The 21,480-nt window shown below is 49.1% G+C and carries 16 protein-coding genes and 1 pseudogene; all 17 read left to right on the plus strand.

Features of this window, described 5'->3' with window-relative positions; genetic code table 11:
* The first annotated feature begins 205 nt into the window (after positions 1-205).
* Positions 206-1,789 (plus strand): DUF4127 family protein, encoded by a 1,584-nt coding sequence (locus tag ACE3MQ_RS04450; protein WP_379391055.1) that lies wholly within the window; start codon positions 206-208, stop codon positions 1,787-1,789.
* Positions 1,790-1,912: 123 nt separating this feature from the next.
* Complete coding sequence (locus ACE3MQ_RS04455) at positions 1,913-3,043, plus strand: amidohydrolase/deacetylase family metallohydrolase (RefSeq protein WP_379391855.1); 1,131 nt, start codon at positions 1,913-1,915, stop codon at positions 3,041-3,043.
* Positions 3,009-4,112 carry a DgaE family pyridoxal phosphate-dependent ammonia lyase gene (locus ACE3MQ_RS04460; RefSeq protein WP_379391057.1) on the plus strand — a complete coding sequence of 368 codons (1,104 nt, stop codon included), beginning with the start codon at positions 3,009-3,011 and terminating at the stop codon, positions 4,110-4,112. Before ACE3MQ_RS04455 ends, ACE3MQ_RS04460 begins: the two co-directional genes overlap by 35 nt.
* Position 4,113: 1 nt before the next feature.
* Positions 4,114-4,869 carry a 2-dehydro-3-deoxy-phosphogluconate aldolase gene (gene dagF / locus ACE3MQ_RS04465; RefSeq protein WP_379391059.1) on the plus strand — a complete coding sequence of 252 codons (756 nt, stop codon included), beginning with the start codon at positions 4,114-4,116 and terminating at the stop codon, positions 4,867-4,869.
* Positions 4,862-5,878: a sugar kinase gene (locus ACE3MQ_RS04470; RefSeq protein ID WP_379391061.1), complete on the plus strand. Its 1,017-nt coding sequence runs from the start codon at positions 4,862-4,864 to the stop codon at positions 5,876-5,878. Before dagF ends, ACE3MQ_RS04470 begins: the two co-directional genes overlap by 8 nt.
* Before the next feature lie 9 nt (positions 5,879-5,887).
* On the plus strand, positions 5,888-6,604 hold the full coding sequence (locus ACE3MQ_RS04475; protein ID WP_379391063.1) for a GntR family transcriptional regulator: 717 nt from the start codon (positions 5,888-5,890) through the stop codon (positions 6,602-6,604).
* 226 nt (positions 6,605-6,830) lie between these two features.
* Positions 6,831-7,847: a glycoside hydrolase family 130 protein gene (locus ACE3MQ_RS04480; RefSeq protein WP_379391065.1), complete on the plus strand. Its 1,017-nt coding sequence runs from the start codon at positions 6,831-6,833 to the stop codon at positions 7,845-7,847.
* Positions 7,848-8,035: 188 nt separating this feature from the next.
* A complete protein-coding gene (locus tag ACE3MQ_RS04485) occupies positions 8,036-9,349 on the plus strand; it encodes an extracellular solute-binding protein (RefSeq protein ID WP_379391067.1) in 1,314 nt (437 codons plus the stop codon).
* Between the two features lie 125 nt (positions 9,350-9,474).
* Complete coding sequence (locus tag ACE3MQ_RS04490; protein WP_379391069.1) at positions 9,475-10,350, plus strand: carbohydrate ABC transporter permease; 876 nt, start codon at positions 9,475-9,477, stop codon at positions 10,348-10,350.
* 18 nt (positions 10,351-10,368) lie between these two features.
* Entirely contained in the window at positions 10,369-11,199 is an 831-nt protein-coding gene (locus ACE3MQ_RS04495) for a carbohydrate ABC transporter permease (RefSeq protein WP_379391071.1), read from the plus strand.
* A 46-nt stretch (positions 11,200-11,245) separates the two neighbouring features.
* The gene (locus ACE3MQ_RS04500; RefSeq protein ID WP_379391073.1) at positions 11,246-13,051 is read left to right on the plus strand and encodes a sensor histidine kinase; all 1,806 of its coding nucleotides are present in this window, start codon (positions 11,246-11,248) and stop codon (positions 13,049-13,051) included.
* Positions 13,041-14,636 carry a response regulator transcription factor gene (locus ACE3MQ_RS04505; RefSeq protein ID WP_379391075.1) on the plus strand — a complete coding sequence of 532 codons (1,596 nt, stop codon included), beginning with the start codon at positions 13,041-13,043 and terminating at the stop codon, positions 14,634-14,636. Before ACE3MQ_RS04500 ends, ACE3MQ_RS04505 begins: the two co-directional genes overlap by 11 nt.
* 24 nt (positions 14,637-14,660) lie before the next feature.
* Positions 14,661-16,994, plus strand: coding sequence for a glycoside hydrolase family 3 N-terminal domain-containing protein (locus tag ACE3MQ_RS04510; protein ID WP_379391077.1), 2,334 nt, complete (start codon positions 14,661-14,663; stop codon positions 16,992-16,994).
* A gap of 305 nt (positions 16,995-17,299) precedes the next feature.
* Positions 17,300-17,428: pseudogene (gene gldA / locus ACE3MQ_RS04515) on the plus strand (glycerol dehydrogenase); the annotation flags it as partial.
* 1 nt (position 17,429) lies between these two features.
* On the plus strand, positions 17,430-19,187 hold the full coding sequence (gene dhaK / locus ACE3MQ_RS04520) for a dihydroxyacetone kinase subunit DhaK (protein WP_379391079.1): 1,758 nt from the start codon (positions 17,430-17,432) through the stop codon (positions 19,185-19,187).
* Positions 19,188-19,479: 292 nt separating this feature from the next.
* On the plus strand, positions 19,480-20,889 hold the full coding sequence (locus ACE3MQ_RS04525; protein ID WP_379391081.1) for a right-handed parallel beta-helix repeat-containing protein: 1,410 nt from the start codon (positions 19,480-19,482) through the stop codon (positions 20,887-20,889).
* Complete coding sequence (locus ACE3MQ_RS04530; protein WP_379391083.1) at positions 20,886-21,473, plus strand: nitrous oxide reductase accessory protein NosL; 588 nt, start codon at positions 20,886-20,888, stop codon at positions 21,471-21,473. The genes ACE3MQ_RS04525 and ACE3MQ_RS04530 overlap by 4 nt, the downstream gene beginning before the upstream one ends.
* The last annotated feature ends 7 nt before the right edge of the window (positions 21,474-21,480 follow it).

Genomic DNA, 21,480 nt, shown 5'->3' on the forward strand with positions numbered 1-21,480 from the left:
TGATTTTTGAGACCTCGCCGAGCGGCGGGGTCTTTTTAAGATTATAGAATTTTTTGTATGACGACATTATTTTTCGGATAATATCGTAATTTATTAGGATATTTCTTTCAAGTGTCGGAAGCTAATATAATGTTAAGCGCAATTATAATTATGAAAGCGCTTTACGATGGTAGACTAGTTTATTTTATTGAAGGAGATGAACGTCATGTCAAAGGTAGTATACCTCCCGTTAGATGAGCGACCGTGTAATTATCTGTTTCCCCAGCAGCTTGCCAGCATCACCGATCTGCAAATGGTTGTCCCCGAGTTGGATATTCTCGGAAACAAGAAAAAGCCGGCCAACACGCTCGCGGTAAGACAATGGCTGCTGGAGGCGGCGAAGTCTGCCGACGTGCTTCTCGTATCGATCGATATGCTGGTGTATGGAGGAATCGTCCCTTCCCGGCTGCATCATCTGAGCTTGGAGGAATGTCTGCACCGGATTTCCGTGCTGGGCGATATTAAGCGTTCCAATCCGCGCATCAGGATCCATGCCTTTAATCTCATTATGAGAGTGCCAAATAACAATAAAGATGAGGAAGAACCGGATTATTATAAATTCCATGGGAGCCAAATTTTTAAATATAGCTATCTGACGGACAAATCAGAGCGTGATAGCCTATCCGATTCGGAGCGGCAGGAGCTTGAGAGCCTGCAGGAATTGATTCCGAAGCAATACTTGAATGATTTCATAGAGCGCCGGGCAGTCAACCAAGGAATAAACCACTATGCTCTAGAGCTGGCGCAGTATGGCATTATCGATCATTTGATTATTCCTCTTGATGATAACTCGCAATACGGCTTTTCGCCGAGAGAGCAGCAAATGATGATTTGTCGGGTCGGGGAGCTGGGAATCATGGATCGGGTCATGATTTACCCAGGGGCGGATGAAATCGGCTGCACGATGTTCTCGCATATTTTTTGCGAATTCAAAAATTATAAGCCCGAAGTATACGTACGTTATTCTTCCACCAAGGGGCCGACCATTAAGCCGAAATATGAAGACCGAAGCCTGAACGAGAGCATTAAGTCGCATCTTACCGCTGCGGGAGCCGTCATGGCGGATCATTCTTTTGAGACGCCGCTTGTTCTGGCGGTGCATTCTCCGGCTGTCGATCAGGCAGGCATGGCGGAGCAGATTCCTTTTAAGGATAGACACCGCTCATATTTCTCCGAAATTCATTACAGGGAAATCGTTGAGGCAATTGAGGCCTATTTACGAAAAGGGAAATGGGTTGCGCTCGGCGATGTAGCTACCTGCAATGGCGGCGACCCGGTATTAATGAATCTGCTGAAGCAGCGGGGATTGCTCGATCAATTGACGGCATATGCTGGCTGGAACACTTCCGGTAACACCCTTGGTACGGTCATCGCTCATTTTATTATTATTTCCTATTACATGGAACGTGCTGAGACCGGGAATGAGAATACGGCCGGGACTGGCAATGACATGGTGAAAGATATTATTCATGCCAGCCGCAAATTTTACTATCATCGTCTCGTTGAGGATTTTATTTATCAATCCTTGGTTCGCCAGGATATGCTGGAGAACGATTTGCCGGGCTTGAAGGCAAGCTATTACATGCTCAGTCATTGTCTGGATGAAGTGCAGGCGATTCTCGACGATAAAATGAACCGGGCGGTAACCCAATATTTAGGCGACATTAAAGAAGGCAGGATCAGACTGGAGAATCTGCATTTTCCCTGGACTCGCATGTTTGAAATCGGGTTCGATTTATCGCTGGACTAGCTGAACAGATGGATTGCAGGGGAGCTGACTATAAATCAAACATTATAACGTTATATTTACTTTTTGGCATAGTCATGTTATTTTAAACATTATAATGTTTGAGTGGAGGGGGTAGAGAATTTGATTGATCGAAAGGAAGCTTCAGGCAGCAGATTCGTCCTTCCCAAGGTAAAAAGGGTGAGCGGCGAGATCATCGACATTGTCATCGAGGATGGCAAAATCGCCGAAATTACCGGCGCCGGGAAAGGAATCGGACAGCCGTTGAAGGATGTTTCAGGTGCCTATGTATCAAGCGGCTGGATCGATATGCACGTCCATGCCTTTGCGGAGTTTGATCCTTACGGGGACGAAATCGATGAGATTGGCGTCAAGCAAGGAGTAACGACCATTGTGGATGCTGGAAGCTGCGGAGCCGATCGGATTGCTGATTTGGTGGCAGGCAGCGAGCAAGCCAAGACGAAGGTGTTGGCCTTTTTAAACATTTCGCGAATTGGGCTGCTAAGAATCGATGAATTGTCCCGGCTGGAATGGATCGACAAGGAACAGGTTAAGCAAGCTCTGCGGTTGTTCAGAAATGTCATTGTCGGTTTGAAAGCGCGGATCAGCAGGAGCGTTGTCGGTGAACGCGGCGTAGAACCGCTTCGCATCGCCCGGGAACTGTCCAGCGAAACGGGGCTGCCGTTAATGGTGCACATCGGCTCGGGGCCCCCGGATATCCGGGAGGTAATTCCTCTTTTGCAGCGAAAAGATATTATTACCCATTATCTCAATGGAAAGAAGAACAATTTGTTTGAGGCGGACGGTCGTCCGCTGCAAATATTAACCGATGCTATAGCGAGAGGCGTCCATCTGGATGTCGGGCATGGGACGGCAAGCTTCTCCTTTCGGGTAGCTGAAGCGGCCAAGCGCCATGGAATCGGACTGCACACGATCAGCACGGACATTTACCGGGGCAATCGGCTGAATGGGCCGGTTTACAGCATGGCTAACGTGCTAACCAAATTTCTCAGCCTAGGGTATACGTTGGAAGAGACGATTGATGCGGTTACCTGCCATGCGGCTGACTGGCTGGATAAACCGGAGCTGGGCCGGATTCAGGCAGGGGATGCCGCTAACTTGACGCTGTTTACTGTGGACGATGAACAGGTAGAGCTCATAGATTCCGAAGGGGAGCGGAGAGTGGCGAATCGTCTAATTAAAGCTAAAGGAGTGGTTGCAGGTGGGGAATACATTGAATGCGAAGTACGGGCTTAAGCGGGTCATTAACGCCAGTGGACGGATGAGCATCCTGGGCGTATCCGCGCCGACCGATACGGTCATGGAGGCAATGAAGCAAGGCGGGCAAAGCTATGTTGAGATCGCGGATCTAGTCGACAAAGCAGGGGATCATGTCGCGCGGATTCTCGGTTCGGAAGCAGCGGTGGTCGTCAACTCGGCATCCAGCGGGATCGCCCTCTCGGTAGCGGCGGTGGTGACTCAGGGGAATAAGCGCCGCAGCGAGCGCTTGCACCAGGAGATCATCCCCAAGAATGAAATCATTATTCTGAAAGGGCATAATGTGCAGTATGGCGCACCCGTGGAGACGATGGTGTATCTAGGGGGCGGCAAGCTGCTGGAGGTTGGCTACGCCAACGAAGGCCGGGCAGAGCATATTGAGGAGGCCATATCCGACAAGACCGCTGCCATTCTGTACGTCAAGTCGCATCATGCCGTGCAAAAAAACATGATATCGTTGGAAGAGGCGTGGGAGGTTGCTCAGCGCAGCAGCGTTCCGTTGATCGTGGACGCGGCAGCCGAAGAGGATCTCCAGAAATACGTGAAATATTCGGATCTGGCGATTTACAGCGGCTCGAAAGCCATTGAAGGCCCTACGTCGGGCATTGTCGCCGGGAAACGAAGCTTCATCGAATGGGTGAAAGTACAGCTGCACGGTATTGGCCGGAGCATGAAGGTGGGCAAGGAAACGACCTTCGGGTTGCTCCAGGCACTGGATGAATATATCGTCAAGGAAGACAAGAGTGAGCAGGAAAAGGCGCTGCTGGATACATTAATGCCATTAAATAATATCGACGGGGTTCGGGTTACGGTTGTTCAGGATGAAGCAGGACGAGCGATTTACCGTGCCCGCATTCAAATCGATCCTGAGAAGACAGGCATTACCGCCCAAGAAGTAGCGTCCGGACTGCAGAACGGCGAGATTGCCATCTACACCAGGGATTATGGTGTGCGGCAGGGTTATTTCGATATCGACCCGCGCCCGCTCCTAGGAGATGACATTGTCGTGATTGAAGCTAAAATACGTGAATTAACAGGGGGACGCTAATATGTCACAGATCGCCAAACGTTTCTATAAAGACCGGGTCGCATTAAATGTGCTGGCCAAAGATGTTGAGAATGCTAAAGAGATCTTCGAAGCTGCGGAAGGATATGTGCTGGTCGGCGTACTATCCAAGGATTATGCGACGGTGGAAGAAGCAGTAACGGCTATGAAGCAATATGGTCAGGAAATCGATGAAGCGGTATCGATTGGACTCGGTGCAGGCGATAACCGCCAGGCGGCTGTCGTAGCGGAAATCGCCAAGCATTATCCCGGCAGCCATATTAATCAGGTATTTCCTGCTGTTGGAGCTACCCGTGCGAATCTCGGGCAGAAGGACAGCTGGATTAACAGCTTGGTATCACCAACGGGTCGGGCAGGCTACGTGAATATCTCGACAGGGCCAATTAGCGCGGCAGGCACAGAGCCGGCCATTGTGCCGATTCAATCGGCGATTTCGCTCGTTCGGGATATGGGCGGAAATGCTCTGAAATATTTTCCGATGGAGGGGCTGAGCCGGGAAGAAGAATTCCGCGCCGTTGCTAAGGCGTGCGCAGAGGAAGGCTTTGCCCTCGAACCGACGGGCGGCATCGATATGGACAATTTCGAGCCTATTTTGCGGATCGCTTTGGACGCAGGAGTTCAGCAGGTCATCCCACACGTCTACTCTTCGATTATTGACAAAGCATCCGGAAAGACAAATACCGGGGATGTTCGCGAGCTGCTGGCAATAATGAAGAAGTTGGCTGATAGGTATGCCTAAACGGATAGCGGCTTTTGGCGAGGTCATGATGCGTCTGCAGGTGCCCGGATATGACCTGCTGTCACAGGGGAACACGTTGCAGTACACCTTTTCCGGCACCGGGGTGAATATCGCTTCGGCATTGGCTCGATTCGGACATACGGGGGGGCTGGTCTCCCGTTTGCCGGACAATTCGCTCGGGGATGCTGCCGCAGCGTATTTACGCAAGCTAGGGATTTCCTCTTCTTTTATTTTAAGAGGGGGAAATTATATCGGCATGTATTTTCTAGAGAACGGATTCGGCGTCAGGCCAAGCCGGGTGACCTATAGTAATCGCTTGGAAAGCAGCTTCAATACAGCGCCTGCTGGTGTGTATAATTATGACGATATTGCCCGGGCAATTGACGCAATTCATTTCTGCGGCATTAGCCTGGCCATGAATGATGGCGTAAGGCAGCATATGAAAGCTTTGGCTCGGGCAGTGAAGCAGCAGGGCGGTCTCGTTATTTTCGATTGCAATTACCGTCCGTCCCTTTGGGGCGAGGGCGGATATGCCAGGGCGAAGCCGCATTACGAGGAGATGCTGCAATTGGCGGACATCGTCATGATGAATGAGAAAGACGCAATCTATACTTTGGGGATGAAGACGGAGAAGGAAGAGCGCGAGGAGCAGCTTAAGGAGCTGATTCCAGCCGTTGCGAAGCATTACCAGATTCGGGCTATAGCGGGAACCCATCGTGCGATCCACAGCGACAATTCGCATTCCTTACGCGGCTTTCTGTTCAAGGATCAGAGCTTTTCTTTTTCAGATATGCTGACGTTTTCTGTCTATGATAGAATAGGAGCCGGGGACGCCTTTACGAGCGGGATTGTTCATGGCGAGCTGGAGGGCTTCCCGCCGGAGAAGACAGTCGCCTTTGCCGCGACGGCAGGCATGCTGGCGCATACGGTATCGGGCGATACCCCAATGGCAACTGAAGAGGAAATTCTGCGGGCCATGACGAAGTCCGTTGGCGATATAGAAAGGTAGTGGAAAGAAGTGAGCTTGTCCAGAAAGGATAAACCGCTATATTTGCAAATTAAAAATATTTTGAAGGATCGGATCCTGCACGGCGTTTACCCTCTAGGGGAGAATATTCCATCTGAGCCGCAATTAGAGCAGGAATTTTCCGTGAGTAAAATTACCGTTCGGGGCGCGATTCAGGAGCTTGTTCAGGAAGGCTATCTTGAAAGAGGCAGTGGAAAAGGCACCAAGGTGATTCGCAACAAGGCCGCCTCCAAGCTGTCGAAATGGAAGCACTTCACGGAAATTTTGGTGGAAGAGGGACATCAAATCCAAAAGAAGTGGCTGCGTGCAGAAGCGATCCGCACTGAAGCTGACACGGAGCTGCACGAGTTGTTCGGTGAACAATGCTTTAAGCTTGAGCGGGTTTATTATCTTGATGACAAGCCTTACATTTACTATACGCATTATTTGAGCATGGTTTTGGGCAAATTGAAGCTTTCCGATTTAAACGCTCGATCGCTTTATGAGCTATTGGAGGAGCACAATATTTCTCTTGACAGGCTGCGAGATGAATTCTCAGTAGCCGCTCCTCCGCCGGAGGCAGAAGAGATTTTGCAGCTCAGCGGCAAAGGAATGCCTCTGCTCAAGAGATCGCGTTATTCCTATGATGAACACGGTAAGATTACAGAATTTAGTGTCGGATATTACAATACAGAACTACAAAATTATATCGTGAATTATGACGTGTAATTGACTTTCCTCCATTTGAAGGGCTGCCCCTGGGTGCGGTTTACCACCGCTAGGGCAGCCTTTTTTATATGCCGTTGAATGCGTTCTCATATAAAGCAACTATTCAAAAAATAATACCCGCATTATTCAGATGTTTTCGAAAGTTTGTGGGATATTTTGTGCCGTAGTCCCGGTCTATAATACCACTATAAACAAATATAAAGGGCTTTCATAAGGAGGCAGACCGATGAAAATTACAAGACATCCGAATAACCCGATTGTGGTTCCGGGAGGATATGAATGGAGGAAAGTCACCGTATTCAATCCCGCGGTAATTATCGACAACGGCAAGTTTTACATGATTGAGCGTACGGCAGGCTCGCTTACGCCTTGCAAGAACTTTTTAGGACTTCTGGAAAGCGAGGATGGAGTACACTTTACGCATGTGAAGGACGAGCCTATTGTTACCCCGGACATGCTCGGTTTTCCATACGGAAGCGTGCAGGATCCCCGGATTGTGAAAATAGACGATACTTTTTATATGAACTATGCACTCCGGCCTTGTGCAATGAGCTACTATCCTACAGGCGCGGGAATCCCGGAACGCTCCATTCCGAAGTATCCCGATGGATGGGGCGAGGAGGAAGGGCATTGGTTGACCCGCTCTTCGATTGTAACCTCCAAAAATCTCGTGGATTGGGAGTTTCTTGCGGATACGACGCCGCTGGACATTAATGACCGTGACAACATTCTCTTCCCGGAGAAAATTAACGGAAAATATGTGCTGCTGCGCCGTCCAGAGGAGTATGTGGGTGAGGCGTATGGCACCGAGAAAGCGGCCATGTGGATCACATATTCGGAGGATTTGATTCACTGGGAGGAGCCGAAGCTGCTCGCCAAGGCGGAGAACATGGCCTGGGAATCGAGAAAAATCGGCGGCTCTACACCTCCGGTAAAAACCGACCGCGGTTGGCTCGTGCTTTATCATGGCGTGGATGATGACGTCGTTTACCGGGTAGGAGCCATGCTGCTGGATTTGGATAATCCAGAGAAAATCATTGCCAGAACGAAGAACTTCATTATGGAGCCTGAAACGTACTATGAAAAATTCGGTTATCAAATTCCGAACGTCATTTTCCCGACAGGCAACGTAGTCAAGGATGGCTTGCTCTATATCTATTACGGCGTTACGGATACGGCGATCGCGCTTGCCACAGTGCCGCTGGACGATTTGGTGAATTATATTTTGAATGAACCAGAGTAATATTTAATTCTGAACTGTATCCGGTGCTTTCGTATAAATCAGATGAATAAATCGGATATAATCGAAGATTTATGGGATATAGTCCGAATGAAAACGCTTTTATACTAAATGTATAACAGATAAAGACAAAAAGCTCATGTCTGTTATATGGCAACTAGTTTTTCATTCATTAGAAAAGAGGGTTGATTATGGGAAAAACAAACAAAGGCAAAAAAGCGGTGCTTCTCGGTCTGGTCGCGATGCTCGTGATGATCACAGCGGCCTGCGGCAAGGACAATGCGGCAGGGAAGAACAACAACGGAGCGGCGGAAGCGGAGATCATTACTTTGAACATGATGCATCCATGGACTTCCCCGAACGTGGACAATGAAGTCTACAAGGCTCGGATCGCTGAGTTTGAGCAGCAGCATCCGAATATCAAGATCAAACAGGACGGTGTCCCGGCAGCGCAGTACAAAACCAAGCTGCGGACGCTGGCGGCAGCCAACAATTTGGCGGATATTAACGTCGTATGGCCTGGGGCGGATCTGGATCCGCTAGTAGCAGGTAATTTATTGGAGCCGATCAATGACTTGATGGATAACTGGACTTCCATCTTGCCGGATAGCGCATTGGCTGGGTTTAATGTCGACGGCAAGCAGTATGCCGTACCGACGAAGCAAACCTTCGTAGATATTATTTACTACAACAAAGAGATGTTTGCGCAGGTAGGTTACGATCAATTCCCGGATACCTACGACAAATTCATCGACGCGGTGAAGAAGCTGAAGGAAGCGGGAATTACTCCGATTTCTCTAGGAAATAAAGAGCAATGGCCGCTCCAGTCTTCTTATATCTCCATCATCGGTGATCGTTATACGGGCAGTGATTTTCTCCCGGCCGTGCTGGAGAAAAAAGCGAAGTTTACTGATCCTGAATTTGTAAAAGCGCTTTCGGTCATTGATGAATTGACCAAGCTGGGAGCCTTCAATACGGATGCCAACAACATGGACTCCGTACAAGGCCAGGATTATTTCATCCAAGGAAAAGCAGCGATGCACATTTCCTCCTCAACGGTTGACGGAAGAGTGCGTATTAATAACGATCAAGGGGACAAGTTCGGCATTGCCTTATTCCCGAGCGTAGAAGGCGGCAAGGGCGATCCGGTTAAAAGTGCTGGCGTAGTTCAATACGGTATAGCCTTCAAGAGCGGATTGGATGAGAAGAAGCAGCAGGCTGCCGAAGAGTTTATGAAGTTCTTCGTGAACGAGGATCTATATAAAGAATTGATTCGCAACGGAATTGTAGTTCCGGCGAAAGTGGACGTTCCGGAAGATGCGAGTAAATATTTGAAAGAAATGCTGGAATTGACCGGCAACGGAACTGCTCCGGTATTTGACAGCGTTATTCCGACACAGGTGGTCGATGTTCTGCAAAACGGATTGCAGGCGCTGACCGTGGGTAGAGGAACGCCTGAGGAGCTGGCCAAAGAAGTTCAGGAAGCTTTTGACACGATGAATTAGAAGCGGATTGATTTGATTTCATAGCATTCTGTCGTTCAAATCCGACGTTGTGAGAAAACCCGAATCCCGGGTTTTCTTCATTCATCGGGATTGAAAGCAAGACGAGAACAAAGGAGGAACCCCTGATGCAAACATTAAGAGGAACGAAGCTGGCGATATTTTTCGGTTTATTCCCGGCATTGTTAATTTACTTGGGTATAGCCATCGTTCCGATCGGGTTGTCCTTATACTATTCCGTGATGAACTGGAACGGTATCGGCTCGATGGCGTTCGTCGGCATCGATAATTACGTAAAAATATTGAGCAATGACACCTTTTGGCTGTCTGTAAAAAATAACGTCATCATTATGGTCACAGGTCTCATCGGTCAGCTTCCGCTTGGTTTGCTGCTGGCGCTTCTGTTGAACCGCGGACTTAAAGGTTCCGGATTTTTCCGGACAATCGGCTTTATGCCTGTCGTCATATCCTCCGTGATGGTATCCCTGATCTGGGGAATGATCTACAACACGGAATACGGCATGCTGAACAACCTGCTGGGGATCATCGGCCTGGAGAGCTGGCAGCAGAATTGGCTTGGCGATGTGAAATGGTCGATGCTCTCGATCAGTATCGCGTATATTTGGCAAAATTGCGGGTTGTATATGGTTATTTTTCTGGCCGCTCTGCAAAATATCCCTGACGAAGTCAATGAAGCGGCTGAACTGGACGGAGCGACCGGATTCAAGCGAACGATGCGGATTACGATTCCAATGGTTCGGAGCACGATTATGGTGTGCGTTGTGTACAGCATCAGTAATTCTTTCAGGGTGTTCGACTTGATTCAGATTTTGACGGGCGGCGGTCCGGCGCATCAGACCGAGGTTATGACGATTTACATGTATAACAGTGCTTTCATGAATATGCGTTACGGATACGGCAGCGCCGTTTCCATTCTAATATTGCTGTTCAGTCTCATCGTTATTACCCTGATTAATCGGTTAGGCAGAGAGAAAGATGCTTAAAGAAAGGAGGCATATGCTATGAAGAAGAAGTCTGGGCTGTTCCAGTTATTCGCATACACATTTTTGAGCCTGTTCGCTATTATGAATATAGTTCCTCTTTTTTGGATGGTGGTGAATTCCTTCAAGAAGGAGCAGGAGTATGCGGCAAATCCGTTCTCACTCCCGACCGATCTTCAATTCTCGAACTACGTCCAGGCATGGAAGGTAGCCAATATGGATGTGTATTTTTTCAACAGTATTTTCGTTACCTTCGTCTCCTTGGTTGTTACGGTGCTTTTGGGGGCATTGGCCGCTTATTTTTTATCCCGGTTTAAATTCAAGCTTCGCGGGCTAACCTACGGATTATTCCTGCTCGGCATGCTCGTTCCGATCCATGCCACATTGATTCCGATCTTTCTGATCATGCAGAAGCTTCATTTAATCGATACTTATTTGTCGCTGATTTTACCATATACAGCTTTTCATTTATCGTTGACCGTCTTTATTCTGGAGGGCTTCATGAGGGGATTCCCTAAAGACCTGGAGGAATCGGGCGTGATGGATGGAGCAGGAATATACCGAATTTTCTGGTCCATCATTTTGCCGATTACGAGGCCAGCCCTTGCTACGGTCATTATTTTGAATTTTATTTACAATTGGAATGAATATTTGTTCGCGCTCGTTTTAATTACTTCAGCGGAGTTTAAGACGCTGCCGCTCGGGCTTTCCAACTTTGTCGGCATTGAAACGGCAAGCCTTACTTTGCAAATGGCTGCCCTGACGATCGCCCTGATTCCGATTATTATTTTCTATTTGCTGCTGCAGAAGCAGTTGGTTAATGGCATGACGGCAGGGGCCGTGAAGGGCTAAGCAAAAATAAGGTCAACCGAAGGCAGCGCAGGGAGGAGAACAGCTTATGGGGACAAGCAAGGGAAGATTCCTCGGCAACTTTGGCTTAAAGCGAAAAGCGCTTGTCATATTCCTGCTCTTCGTCATTCTGCCTACCTTTGGCGTCGGTGTCGTTGTACAGTATAAATTCAATCAGGTTTTAAGAGAGCAGTTCATCAATTCTACGAAACGCAATTTGGATAATGTGACCAATCAGCTTGGCGAGCAGACCAAAATGGTCGAGGATATTGCGAACTATCTTATTCTCAGTCCGGACATGCGGGCGTTCCTGCGCCCTGCCCCGCCTTTGAATAGTGAACAGAGAGCGAATCTCAAGCGAAACATCGAAGATTTTCTTACGTTTCAGCTCATGTCGAGAAGCTATATCCGTTCGATTGAAATATCCGGGTTCAACGGCAGCTTTATCGAAATGGGAGAACCGTTCAGCGGAGATGAGGCGAAATGGGAGCGCCAAGCCGATGCCCGTAAAGGAGGCATCGTCTGGACGGAAGGGTATAACCTCGATAGCGACTGGTACGGTGATGTCAGGATTATATCCATGTTCCGAATTCTCAATTCCTATAGTCAAATTACGAAGCCGTTAGGCAGGCTAACGATACGCATGGATGAGGCAAGCATCGTCCAGCTGCTGGAAAAAGGAATATTCAAGGATGAAGCGGGAACGGTTTTCATTGTCGGGGATCAGGGCCAGCTTGTTCTCGGATCAAAGCACCAAGTGCGAGATCATTTCATTCCAGATGCAGATTTACTGGACAATCTGGTTGCCAGCAAAAGCGGCTTCGTCACATATCCTATTCAGGGCGAGAATTATTTGGCGCTGTACAAAGGAGTCGAGAATACAGGCTGGAAAGTGATCGCTATGATCCCGGAAGCGACCGTGGCAGAGGAATTCCGTACGGTTAAAGTGATCATGGTGGTTATTTTGACCGCCATTCTACTGCTCGGGCTGACAGCGCTCATCGGTTTTCATTATACGATTATTCTGCCGATTCTTCGTTTGAAGAAGGAAACGAACCGAGTGATGCATGGGGATTTCAATGCCCGTGTACCTGTGAATTCCCAGGATGAAATTTCCGAGCTGAACCGAAAGTTTAACGAAATGGTATTCACGATCAAGCAGCTGATTGACCATAAATACAAGCTGGAGCTTCGTGAGAGGGAATCCGAGCTGAAGCTGATGCAGAACCAGATGGATCCTCACTTTTTGTATAACACCCTTGACATGATCCGCTGGACGGCGCGTCTGGAAAATGCGTCTAAATCCAGCCAGTTGATTGAGATGCTTTCGAAGTTTTTTCGCTCCAGTGTGAACAATGGCAGTTATCAGACAACGCTGCGCAAGGAATTGGAATTTGCCCAATCGTATTTATATTTGCAGCAGCGGCGCCTTGGAAACAGGCTGAAATATTCCCTGTATACGGAGGCGGATCTTGAGGATGCGGTCACGCTCAAGGCGACGATTCAGCCGTTGGTAGAGAATTTCATCAAGCATGGCTTTGATCGTCAAAAAGAATTTGGCGAAATCAAGGTGAGATGCTATACGGCTGCGGATGAAATTTGGATCGATGTGATCGACAACGGGAAAGGAATGGCTCCCGCCAGGGAAGACGAGGTTCGCAACTCGCTGCAAAACGGAGGAAAGTCCGGCAGCAGGGAGGGAGCCATGAGTAACATTCACGAAAGACTGTCGATATTTTTCGGACAAGATTACGGTTTGGAGGTCATAAATAATTCGGTCAAAGGAATGTGGGTGCGGCTCAGACTGCCCCGAGAAATGACCGATAAGCTTGGTGGTGAGCGGTATGAGCGATAAGTGGAAGCCAAATGACAGACGGGTAAGAATGCTGATTGTGGATGACGAGCCTGTGATATGCGAGGGACTTCGCTGTACGATCAATTGGGATGAGCTTGGCGTGGAGGTTATAGGGGAGGCGTATGACGGGAAGGAAGCGCTGCGTCTTGTGCAGGAGCATGATGTAGATTTCCTGCTCTCCGACATTCGGATGGAAGGCATGGATGGACTGCAGCTTGCCGAGCAGCTGAAGCAGCGGTTTCCGAGGGTTCGCGTCATTATGATTAGCGGTTATGAGGATTTTGAATACGCCCGTCAGGCGATTCGGCTGGGTGTCAGCGATTATTTGCTCAAGCCGGTAGATATTGAAGAATTGACCGCGGTAGTGAGCAAGGTCGTAGCCGTTATTCATCAACGGGAACAGGAAGGAGCGTCGGAGGAGGCCAAGCTATGGCTGCTCGATATGGCTCGTCACGGATTGGGTTACAGCAAGGAGGCGCCAGCCTCACTGCATGGGATTCAATTCCGTATTTTGGCCACGCAGCTCGAAAACTTCCAGGAACGTTACGGAACTATGCCGCCTGACCAATATAAAGCGATTCAAGATGCTTGGATTCGTACGCTTCACGCTCGTTTGCAACGCGTGGATCTGCGTTTGGTATCCGTTTTTAGACAAGAGAACTTGCTGATTACGTTAGCGTCATCGGATACACGGCTTGAACGCAGGGCATGGGATGAACTACTCGCATCCGTGGTAGAGCCGATGCATAGGGAATCCGGCCTGTATTGCGGCGCTTCATTGCCCTATGACAATCTTGCTGACACGTCGATCTACTGCGCGGAAGCGAATGCTCTTTTAACCTATTACGTGCTGGAAGGCGTTCAACTCCTTCTACCGGAGTATAGGGACAAAATCGGAATGAACCGGATCATGCCGGATTATGATATTGCAGGCATGGTACAGCGAATAGTATCCGCCTTATTTAAGCAGGATCAGGAAGAACTGAAGACGTTGGTGTCCTCGATGTTTCAATATTTTCGGGAAGAGGCCTTTCTGCTGCCGGACATTGTGAAGATTTATGAGGAGCTGTTTGCATTGCTGCGCCAGCGGCTTCGCCAAAGCGGAATGACCGATTTGGACTATGGGCATAATGTTATGCCCAATCTGAATGTTTATAACTCCTATGCAGGGCTTCAAACTTTAGTGCTGGATGAGGTACAGCAATTATTGAAGCTGATCGATAAGCAGGGAATCGATAAATCCTACTGGATTATCGAGAAGGCGAAGAAGTATATGAGCGAGCATTACCAATCGGATTTGAAGGCTTCCGAGGTGGCCTCGTGGCTGAAGATTACACCGAGTTATTTCAGTTATATTTTCAAGCAAAGTACGGGAAAAGGCTTCACGGAATACATGAACGAGGCAAGGATTGACCACGCCAAACAGCTGCTGGCCACGACCCATGACAAGGTGTTCGAAATTTCGGATAAGGTCGGCTATAAGGAGTATAAATATTTCGTATCTGTGTTTAAATCGTATACGGGCATGACGCCAAAAGAATATCGCGGGCTTAGTGCCAGCAAGGAAGCGAATAAGTCAAATTAGAGCATAGGCGGGGTGACTCACGTTATGGAAAAATACAAGATGCCCTCCGTCCCGCTAGAGGAACGGGTGCAGGATTTGCTATCCCGGATGAATCTCAAGGAGAAGGTGGGACAGTTAAATCAGCGGATGTATGGGTGGGAAGCCTACGTCCGTCATGAGGAAGGATTTACGCTTACAGAAGCCTTTAAGCAAGAGGTTGCTTTCGGGGGAGGCATGGGGGCGCTATACGGACTGTTTCGCAGCGACCCCTGGTCGGGCGTCAATTATGAAAACGGCATCACTGCCGCAGAAAGCGCAGAAGCAGCAAACATGGTGCAGCGGTACGTCATGGAAAACACGCGGCTGGGCATTCCCGTTTTGTTATCGGAGGAATGCCCGCACGGACATCAGGCCTTGGACGGGACGCTTCTTCCGGTCAATCTCGCAGTAGGCTCGACCTGGAATCCGGCGCTGATGCAGCAGGCATACGCGAATGTGGCTGCAGAGATTAGAAGCCGCGGAGCGCATATCGGTCTTGTATCCGCACTGGACATTTTGCAGGATCCCCGCTGGGGACGTTCCGAGGAATGCTTCAGCGAGGATCCGCATTTAGCCGCTCGTTTCACGGAAGCCGCCGTCCGCGGGATGCAGGGAGATGGGCCGGACGGGCTGGCAGGCCCGGATAAGGTTGCCGTCGTTCTTAAGCATTTATGCGCACAGGGAGCAGCGCAAGGAGGCCGCAATGCAGGGCCGGCCGCAATCGGCCAGCGTGAGCTGCGCGAGATTCATCTGCCGGCAGCGAGGGCCGGGATGGCTGCTGGAGCGGCGGGCTTCATGGCAGCGTATAACGAAATCGACGGCATTCCTTGTCATGCGAATAAGGGGCTGCTCACGGGCATTCTTCGCGAGGAATGGAAGTTCGAGGGCATCGTGATGGCGGATGGCTGCGCGATTGACCGGCTGCTGACGTTGACAGGCAGCCATGAATCTGCAGCGGCGTTGGCGTTATCATCCGGGGTGGATTTAAGCCTTTGGGATAAATCCTTTTCTACATTGGAAGCGGCCGTTCAGCAGGGACTTGTGTCAGAGGCTCTGATAAATCAGGCGGTAAGCCGCGTACTGATGCTTAAGTTTCGGCTTGGCCTGTTCGACCGTCCTTATACGGAGAAGCTGCGCGCGATTTCCGTCGTTGGCCGGCCGGAGTTCAAGCAGATTAATTTACAGGTCGCGCGTGAATCGGCGGTGCTGTTGAAGAATGAGGGCAATCTGCTGCCCCTCGGCGAAGCTGGAGCATTGCGCCGGATTGCGGTAATCGGCCCTAATGCAGATCGGCTGTATAACCAGCTGGGCGATTACACGAGCGTTCAGCGTAAAGGTACCGGAACAACGGTACTTCAAGGTATCCGCATGTGCGCCCCGGAAGGCGTAGAGGTCGTTCACGCCTGGGGCTGCGGCATTCGCGATACATCGACGGCGGGCCTGGATGAAGCGGTGGAGGCAGCCAAAGGCGCGGATGTCGCCGTACTAGTGCTCGGCGGCAGCAGCGCTCGCCAATTCGGCGGCGATTTCGACAGCAATGGGGCAGCGATCGTCTCGGAAGGCAGTGCGTCCGAAATGGACTGCGGCGAAGGCGTCGATCTTGCGGAGCTTACGCTTGGCGGCATTCAGAGACAGCTGACAGAGGCGATTGCCGCAACCGGCACACCGGTAGTTGCCGTAATTATTCAAGGCCGGCCGCATTCACTGTCTGGTATTGAGGACATCAGCGATGCCGTACTGTGCGCTTGGTATCCTGGCATGGAGGGAGGAAGGGCGATCGGTGAAATTCTGTTCGGGAAGGTGAATCCGAGCGGCAAGCTGCCGGTTTCCCTGCCGCGTTCGGCGGCGCAGCTTCCCGTCTATTACAACCAGAAGGATCCGGGCCGGCCGCGTGTTTATGTGGATATGCCATCAGCGGCACTATATCCCTTCGGATACGGATTAAGCTATACGGCATTTGAGTATGGGGAGGTCGACTTGTCCCGGAGTGAAGTTACTACAGCAGAGCTGGAGGAAGGCAGCCGGATTACAGCCACGGTTCGTGTTAAAAATGTCGGGGATCGAAATGGAGCGGAAACGGTTCAATTGTATATCCGGGCTCGCGAGTCTGGCATTACCCGGCGCTTAGCCGAGCTGAAAGCTTTCCGCAAAATAGAAATCCCTCCGGGCGAGCAGCGGACGGTGAGCTTTAGCTTGGGCCGGGAGGAGCTCGCCATCTGGAACCGGGAGATGAGATTTGCCGTGGAACCTTGCCGGGTGGCTATACTGATTGGCGGCAGCTCACAGGAGAGCAATTCGGCCGAACTGACGATTACAGACGATAAGCATAATGATATTTAAGGCCGAGATTACAACATAATCCACACTATGCCCACAAAAAACCTTGGTGCCAATGATACTTTCATTCAGGCGTCAAGGTTTTTTAATGCAAAATAGCATTGTACTCCAGGAAGAAGGAGGAAGGTATGTTATGAATAAGGTAGAAAAGAGCTTTTAAGTTCGTTGTCATGTATAATTAAAGTCGAACCATTCAACTAGAGCTTGATGAGATAGAATTATCATTACATCGGAAATATTTGGTAAGCTAGTGCTGCAATTAACTATGGATGAAGCCATTCAAATTTGTAAACAATTGTGAATGAGGGAAAAAAGCATGCATTCCGGAGGAGTCCATTCATTCGATGCCATTTGTGGTTACCGAAAAGTCTATAGCAGCTGCTATTAAGGTTGCAGATCAGATCGGACGTGAATTTAAAAAGAGTCAGGAGGGATAAGATGAAGAAAATCATCAATCAACCTGAAACGCTTGTGCGGGAAATGTGCAACGGCATAGTTCTGGCGCATCCTGAATTAGCATTTAACAGCAAATATAAAATTATATCCAAAATAGAGATGAATAAGAATAAGGTAGCATTAATCAGTGGCGGCGGAAGCGGGCATGAGCCCGCACATGCCGGTTTCGTAGGGAAGGGGATGCTGGATGCGGCCGTTTGCGGGGATGTGTTTGCTTCTCCGTCCCAAATTCAGGTTTATCAAGCGATTCGCAACTCTGCAAGCAGCAAAGGAACATTGTTGATCATCAAAAATTACAGCGGAGATGTGATGAATTTTAAAAATGCGGCTCACCTTGCCCGTGAAGATGGCATTGAAGTTGATTTTGTGATTGTCAATGATGATATTGCCGTAGAGGACAGTCTTTATACCGTAGGAAAAAGAGGTGTAGCTGGTACGGTTCTAGTTCATAAAATTGCGGGAGCCGCTGCAGAAGCCGGGTTATCCTTGCGTGAAGTTAAGGAAGTGGCTGAGCATGCTATCGCAAACACCCGAAGTATCGGCTTTGCTCTGACTTCATGCACCGTTCCTGCCAAGGGAACGCCAACGTTTCAGATTGCTGATTATGAAATGGAATATGGTGTTGGCATTCATGGCGAACCTGGTATTCAAAGAGAGAGTGCTGTATCAGCAGATGAATTAGCCCATCGGATGGTGACGTCCCTGTTGGACAGCTTGCAGATGGATGACGCGGAGCAAGAAGTAGCGGTGTTGATCAATGGATTCGGCGGCACACCATTACAAGAATTGTACTTGCTGAACAACTCGGTAACTCGTGAATTAGTGGCCAGGAATAAAAAGGTTTATAAGGGCTTTGTAGGCAATTACATGACCAGTATCGATATGGCCGGAGCATCGGTTACGATCCTGAAGCTTGATTCTACGCTTAAGAAATGGCTGTCTGAACCATGCCATACACCCGCGCTTGTGATTCAGGAGCCTTTTTCAGCAGTGAACTACACAGAAGTTGAGCATATTCAAAAGGTCAACCAGCTTGTATCTTACAAGAACGAGACACATCCATCGAGCGCAATTGTTGAACATAATCAGTTGTCCCTGCACAATATCGTATATTTGGTTGATGAAATGAGTGAAGTTATTATTGAGAATGAAGTGCCATTCTGCGAGCTGGATGCCCATGCTGGAGATGGGGATTTTGGCATGAGCGTTGCCAAGGGGTTCAAGCAATTAAAGGCGGAGTGGAGCGATATCTTAGACCATAGTACAAGCGATATTGGCAGTTTCCTGGATGCCTGCTCATTAGTTATTATGGAGCACTGCGGAGGAGCATCCGGGCCGATTTGGGGATCTGCGTTCCGAGCAGCCAGTAAATATGCTAATAATAAGCAATCGCTGTCCGTTGACGAAGTTGCCGACATGATGCAGTCTGCGGTCAAAGGGATTCAAGATACCGGTGAAAGATCGTTTGGCCGAGGTGCAGTTGTAGGAGACAAGACATTGATTGATGCTCTGGTTCCATATGCTGAATCCTGGAAACAGAGTGCTCGAAGCGGTGACGATATCAAGACGGCAGCTATTAAAGCTGCTGAGGCTGCTGTGGATGGTGCGAAGCAAACCGAGGCTATCGCTGCCCGCATGGGAAGAGCCGGAACCGTAGGTGATCGCAGCATTGGTTATCCAGATGCAGGGGCATATGCACTAGGAGTTATTTTCACAAAACTGTCCAAAGCATTAAAATAAAGGTAAATAGACGATATGATAAGCAGCTCCGGGCAGCCGGGGCTGCTTTTTTGCAATCCAATAACAGTAGAACCTGGGCTGCTTCTTTTGTATGGGCATTTTTTTTGATTCATTAGCTGTAGTCTTGATACATGTAAAAGAGAATGTCATAGAAATGACATAAAATAACGCCAGAATTCGATAAAAGGGACTCCAATGGGCTATGTTAGTGAGAAATGTTATAGCTTATCATTTTTCTTAAAGAGTTCGTCTGGCGCTAAGCGATACAAAAGGGGGCATTAGAAATAAGTTTATGAGAAGCAAAGGAGTTGTAGTATTTCTTGTCCTTATCGGGGGATTACTGCTGAATCTAGCATTAGCAGGTGCTGCTTCTCCTATTTTCGCAGAATCTGCGGCAGAAGAGGATAGAGCATCTTCCTCGCGCCTTCCGTCCCTTCAGCAATTGGTGGATGAGGCGGAGCCGGGAGATACGCTCATACTGACTGAAGAGAAGTATGCAGGCCCTGTCGCTATTCGCAAGAAGCTGACGATCGAAGGCGGCGGAACAGCGATCCTGCTCAATGAGACTGCAGGGTCAGCCATCCGGATTGAGGCATCGGGCGTAGTCCTGCGGGGAGTGAATATTTTACAGAATACGGCAGGCGAAGAATTGGCGGCCGTCGCCGTTCATGCGGATCACACCGTTCTCGAGGAGTTGAGAATCAAAACCGCCGGCTTCGGCATTTTGCTGCGTGACGCAGATTATGCTCTCATTCAGAACAACGAAATCTCATGGCTGCGTGCAGCGAGTAATCAAGACACGAAGCTGAGTCAGAAGGGGAACGGCATCGACCTGTACAATTCGCATCAGAATCGAATCGAGCAAAATACGATCGCCGGCATGCGGGATGGCATTTACTTAGAGAACAGCAATGGGCAGAATGTAGAGAATAATCGGTTGTACGGCTCGCGATACGGCATTCACTGCATGTATGTAGAGGACACGCGAATCCATAGCAATCGCGGCGAGTTCAATGTTACGGGCGCCATGATTATGGGTGTAAGAGACGTACAGGTGTTTAACAATTCATTTATGAAGCAAAGCCAGAATGTGAACTCGCAAGGCATTCTATTATTCGATGTGCAAAATTCGATCATTGAGGGAAATGTCCTCGAAGGCAACAGAGTAGGTCTATATGTTGAATTGTCGAAGGATAATCAATTGACCGGAAATTCGATCCTCAGAAATTTCATCGGCATTCAATTCAAGCAGGCCGAAGGCAACAAAATCGAGGCCAATGATTTCGTGGCCAATGTGATCGAGGCTGAAGCGACCGACAGCAGAAACAATGAAATGATGGGAAACTATTGGGATTCAGCGCAAGGCTTGGATATGAATCATGACGGGATCAGTGAAATTCCGTATGCGATAAATCCTTTCTATCAAGAGCTAGTTGCGAAGACTCCGGCTTTTCAGCTATTTTTTCAGTCGCCGGGCATGACGTTTCTGAGCGATATGTATACGGATCGCCAGGAGCGCTGGGCGACGGACAGTGCACCGCAGATGAAGCTGAATGCGGTCTCGGCCATGCTGCCATTGCTATCCGGCGATACGGAGGCTAAACCGGTCATTTCCGATCAAACGTTTATTTTGATCATTGCATCGATGCTGCTTGCTACAGCAATCATAACTATACTTTATTCGGGGGTATCCAAATCATGAAAAAATGGTCATTAGCATTGATTCTTGTACTTACATTCACATTACTGGCAGGCTGTGGTGGGGATAAATACGCGGCACAGGCCATTAATGAAGATGTAGATGTCTGCGTTGTATGCAATATGCAGGTAAAGGATGACGCCTTTGCCACGCAAATCGTGACGAAGGACGGCAAAAGCCTGAAATTCGACGATCTTGGCTGCATGTACGTTTGGAAGAAGGAGAACGGTACGGATGATATCGGCAAGGACTATGTCCGCGACTATAACGACAAGGGATGGATTGAGGTTAGCAAGGCAACTTATGTCTACGACGCTTCGATCCGCACGCCGATGGCCTATGGCATGGTTAGCTTTAAAGATAAATCATCCGCCGAGGCTTTTGTAGAGGAACAGGGTGTGGGGCAAATCCTTAGTGCAGATGAGTTGGCGAATCACGCTTGGCAGCAAAGTCAAAATATGATGCATGGTGATGGCCATGATCACGGAGAGCATGGGGCTCATGGTGACGATCATCACGAGAACGAACCTAGCGACGAGCATGGACATGAGCATGACGATGCCCATGACGATAGCAGTCAGCAATAGAAGACGA

The sequence above is a fragment of the Paenibacillus lentus genome, assembly GCF_042714055.1.
Lineage (GTDB): Bacteria > Bacillota > Bacilli > Paenibacillales > Paenibacillaceae > Fontibacillus > Fontibacillus lentus_A.